We start from the raw sequence: 4343 nt of genomic DNA, 5'->3' as shown, positions 1-4343 counted from the left end.
GGCCACCCCCGGTAGAATCGGCACCCACAGACCCCGCCCCACCGCCGGAAGGCACCCCGTGTCATCAGCGACTCCCGCTGCCGCGACCCCCGACACCGTCCTGGTCGTCGACTTCGGCGCGCAGTACGCCCAGCTCATCGCCCGCCGAGTCCGTGAGGCCCGGGTCTACAGCGAGATCGTGCCGAGCACCATGCCGGTGAAGGAGATCCTCGCCAAGAACCCCGCGGCGATCATCCTCTCCGGCGGCCCCTCCTCGGTCTACGCGGAGGGCGCTCCCCGCCTGGACCGCGAGCTCTTCGAGTCCGGCGTCCCCGTCTTCGGCATGTGCTACGGCTTCCAGCTGATGGCCCAGACCCTCGGCGGCACGGTCGACAACACAGGCGCGCGCGAGTACGGCCGTACGCCCCTCCACGTCAGCAAGTCCGGCTCCACCCTCTTCGAGGGCACCCCGGACGAGCAGTCGGTGTGGATGTCCCACGGCGACGCGTGCAGCGCGGCCCCCGAGGGCTTCACCGTCACGGCCTCCACGGACGTCGTCCCGGTCGCCGCGTTCGAGAACGACGAGAAGCAGCTGTACGGCGTCCAGTACCACCCCGAGGTCATGCACTCCACGCACGGCCAGCAGGTACTGGAGCACTTCCTCTACCGGGGCGCGGGCCTGACCCCCTCCTGGACCACGGGCAGTGTGATCGAGGAGCAGGTCGCGGCCATCCGCGAGCAGGTCGGGAACAGGCGCGCGATCTGCGGCCTCTCCGGCGGCGTGGACTCCGCCGTGGCCGCCGCCCTCGTCCAGAAGGCCATCGGCTCTCAGCTGACCTGCGTGTATGTCGACCACGGCCTGATGCGCAAGGGTGAGACCGAGCAGGTCGAGAAGGACTTCGTCGCGGCCACCGGCGTACAGCTGAAGGTCGTCGACGCCGAGGAACGCTTCCTCAAGGCGCTCGCCGGTGTCTCCGACCCCGAGGCCAAGCGGAAGATCATCGGCCGTGAGTTCATCCGGGTCTTCGAGCAGGCCCAGGCCGAGATCGTGGCCGAGGCGCCCGGCGACCAGCCGGTCGAGTTCCTCGTCCAGGGCACCCTCTACCCCGACGTCGTCGAGTCCGGTGGCGGCACCGGCACGGCCAACATCAAGTCCCACCACAACGTGGGCGGCCTGCCGGAGGATCTGGAGTTCAAGCTCATCGAGCCGCTCCGCAAGCTCTTCAAGGACGAGGTCCGCATGGTCGGCCAGGAGCTCGGCCTGCCGGAGGAGATCGTTCAGCGCCAGCCGTTCCCGGGCCCCGGCCTCGGTATCCGTATCGTCGGCGAGGTCACGAAGGAGCGGCTCGACCTGCTCCGCGAGGCCGACGCCATCGCCCGCGAGGAACTCACGGCCGCCGGTCTCGACCGCGACATCTGGCAGTGCCCTGTGGTCCTGCTCGCGGACGTGCGCAGCGTCGGCGTCCAGGGCGACGGCCGGACGTACGGCCACCCGATCGTCCTCCGTCCGGTGTCGAGCGAGGACGCGATGACGGCCGACTGGTCGCGACTGCCGTACGACGTCCTCGCTCGGATCTCGACCCGGATCACGAACGAGGTCGCCGACGTCAACCGCGTCGTCCTCGATGTGACGTCGAAGCCGCCGGGCACGATCGAGTGGGAGTGAGCGTGGTGCGTGAGCGTGGTGAGCGGGGTGAGCCCTTCCGGGCTCAGGTCCGCTTGACGGTGCGCACCGGTTCTCCGGGCTTCCAGACCTGGACGACGAGATACTTCTCGTCCTCGACGTAGGTGCGCACGACCTCCGTCAGCTCGGTGCGGAAGAGGTGGAACGGCTCCGGCGGTTCCACCTCTCGCGTGTAGAGGGCCTTCGTCTCCGGATCGGCGACCTCGATCGCCCGCCCGCTGACCCGTACGTCACCGCCGCCCATGTCGGTATCCGAGCCCGGGTTGGCCTGCAACGCGAACCGCGGATCGCGCCGCAGGTCGAGCGCCTTGAGTGAGTCCTGCATCATGCCGAGCCACAACTCGCCGTTCAGGAACCGCACCTCGAGCCCGCTGGTGCGCGGCGAGCCGTCCTTGCGGAGGGTCGCGAGGATGTGGTGCGTGTGCGCGCCGAAGCGCTCCTCCACGGTTCTGGCGAGTTCGGATTCGGCGGTGACGAAGGCTGCCCAGTTCGTAGCGGGGCCCGTACGACGTTCCATGCGAGGTTCCCTACGACGTTCCATGCGAGGTTCCCTACGGCTTTCCGTGTGAGATTCCGTGCGCTGGTTCATACAACCGAGTCTGGCGCCGATACCCGACACCTGCTGTCGCCTATTCGGCTCGCTTGTCCTGGGGGGTGACGCGTTTCCGTGACTTCCGTAACGGTTGCGCACACTCTTCACCGGACGGGCCTGTCCTCTTGCAGAGACTGACGGTAACTTCCGCTCCGTAAAGCAACCCAGAGCTGGAGGACATATGCACGGGCCCACGCCGCCCCTGCCCCTACCCACCGACCAGCTGCAGTTCGCCATGCCGCCGATGCACGAATCGCTGGACGACGAGCGCCGGCATCGCAAGGAACGGCTGGCCGGGGCGCTGCGGATCTTCGGGCGGCTCGGGTTCGAGGACGGGGTCTCCGGACATATCACCGCGCGCGACCCGGAGTTCAGCGACTGCTTCTGGGTCAACCCGTTCGGCATGCCGTTCAAGCATGTCACCGTGAGTGACCTGGTGATGGCCAACGCCGAGGGGCAGGTGATCCAAGGCCGCTACCACGTGAACCAGGCGGCGTTCACCGTGCACGCCCAGGTGCACGCCGCTCGGCCGGATGTCGTCGCGGTCGCCCACTGCCACTCGGTGCACGGCCGCGCGCTCTCGGCGCTCGCCGAACTGCTCGACCCGATCACCCAGGAGAGCTGCGCGTTCTACGAGGACCACGCGCTCTACGACGCGTACACCGGTGTGGCCGTCGACGCCGAGGAGGGCCGGCGGATCGCCTCCGCCCTCGGCAGCCGCAAGGCCCTGGTGCTGCGCAACCACGGGCTGCTGACGGTCGGCGACTCGGTGGACGCGGCGGCCTGGTGGTTCCTGTCGATGGAGCGGTCGGCCCAGGTCCAGCTGACCGCGAAGGCGGCGGGACGGCCGGTGCTGATCGGCCACCGGCAGGCGGTCGCCACCCGGGAGCAGCTCGGCGGCGATCTGGTGGCGTGGATCAACTACCAGCCCCTGTGGCAGGACATCAGCAGGAGCGAGCCGGATCTGCTGAGTTAGGGAGCAGAGGGCGGCGCCGACGGTTGTGCCGACTGCGGCGAAGCCCTCTGAGCCTCTGGCTCTCTGTCTCTGGCCATCCGGGCCTCTAGAAACCGCGCAGCACAGCCGCCTTCGTCATCGCGAACTCCTCGTCCGTGAGCACCCCGTCACGGTGCAGCTGACCCAACTCCCGCAGACGGCGCAGGAGTACGTCGTGATGGTCGGCCGGAGGCGCGGTCGCGGCGGCGACCTGGGGGCGCTCCACGGAGTCGACCGCGCGGGTGGACGGGTGGGGGAGCCGTGCGGTGACGGCGGTGGCGACGAGGGCCGTGAGCAGATCGCGGCGGGCGCTGCCCCACAGGTCGAGCGCGTACGGGTCCTTCTCGGGCGGCAGCTTGGAAAACACCGTCTCGCGGGTCACGAAGCGCATGAAACCGTCCTCGTACCCGGAGTTGGGCAGCCACTCCACCTGCATCAGATCGCCGATCGCGATGATCCGCGGGCCCGTCGCACGCTTGACCCGGTCCGATGTGTCACTCCAGTCGATCCGTACCTGCGTACCGTCGAACGACACCGTCCCGTCGCTGGACCGCACGGACACCGGAACCGGCGGGCCGGGCAGCAGATAGGCCTTGGCGGGCTCCTTCGGGATCTGTTCGAGGAGCAGGGCACGGCGTATCTCCTCCGCCACGTACTCGGCGACGCCCGAGCGGTCGATGTCGACCGCCAGCCGGTAAGGATCGGCCGCGTCGGGGAGCCGCCCGCCGGTCGCCTGGAGCATCGGATCACAGCCCTCGCGGAGCCGCAGGCGCAGTCGGCCGCGCTTGCGCTCGGGTTCGAAGACGACGCCCGACACCGCTTCGAGGGGCACCGGAATCTCCCCGTACGTCTGCCGGAACAGCGGCACCGAGCGGTGGAGTCCCGGCGTGATCCGGACCGTGCTGCCGTCGAAGGCCCAGGTCCCGTCTCGCTGGATGATCTCGGCCATACGGAGATTCTCGCAGCGGGGCGTGTCGCGGCAGAGGGAAAGGAGAAAGGGGGCGGACGGGGAACGGAGCAAGGAGGCGGACGGGGAACGGAGAAAAGGGGCCCAGCAGCGCCGGAGTAGGAGACGAAAGACCCGCCCGGAAGCC

At 69.2% G+C, this 4343-nt stretch carries 4 protein-coding genes; 2 read left to right on the top strand and 2 right to left on the bottom strand.

All coding sequences use genetic code 11. The features are described 5' to 3' along the window. Positions 1-58 precede the first annotated feature (58 nt). Positions 59-1645 (top strand): glutamine-hydrolyzing GMP synthase, encoded by a 1587-nt coding sequence (guaA, locus tag FNH04_RS42120; RefSeq protein ID WP_322725435.1) that lies wholly within the window; start codon positions 59-61, stop codon positions 1643-1645. A 43-nt stretch (positions 1646-1688) separates the two neighbouring features. On the opposite strand, the gene FNH04_RS42115 is transcribed toward guaA, so the two are convergent. Beyond that, on the bottom strand, positions 1689-2180 hold the full coding sequence (locus FNH04_RS42115; protein ID WP_152791522.1) for a pyridoxamine 5'-phosphate oxidase family protein: 492 nt from the start codon (positions 2178-2180) through the stop codon (positions 1689-1691). A 256-nt stretch (positions 2181-2436) separates the two neighbouring features. On the opposite strand from FNH04_RS42115, the gene FNH04_RS42110 reads away from it, so the two are divergent. Continuing rightward, positions 2437-3231, top strand: a complete 795-nt coding sequence (locus tag FNH04_RS42110) for a class II aldolase/adducin family protein (protein WP_152791521.1) — start codon at positions 2437-2439, stop codon at positions 3229-3231. An 85-nt stretch (positions 3232-3316) separates the two neighbouring features. Here FNH04_RS42110 and FNH04_RS42105 read toward each other — a convergent pair whose 3' ends face one another. After that, positions 3317-4198 (bottom strand): DUF4429 domain-containing protein, encoded by an 882-nt coding sequence (locus FNH04_RS42105; protein WP_152791520.1) that lies wholly within the window; start codon positions 4196-4198, stop codon positions 3317-3319. Between the last annotated feature and the right edge of the window lie 145 nt (positions 4199-4343).

The organism is Streptomyces phyllanthi (assembly GCF_009377205.1).
Lineage (GTDB): Bacteria > Actinomycetota > Actinomycetes > Streptomycetales > Streptomycetaceae > Streptomyces > Streptomyces phyllanthi.
The sequence above is the reverse complement of the archived record's forward strand: the minus strand, read 5'-3'. Positions and strand labels throughout refer to the sequence as shown.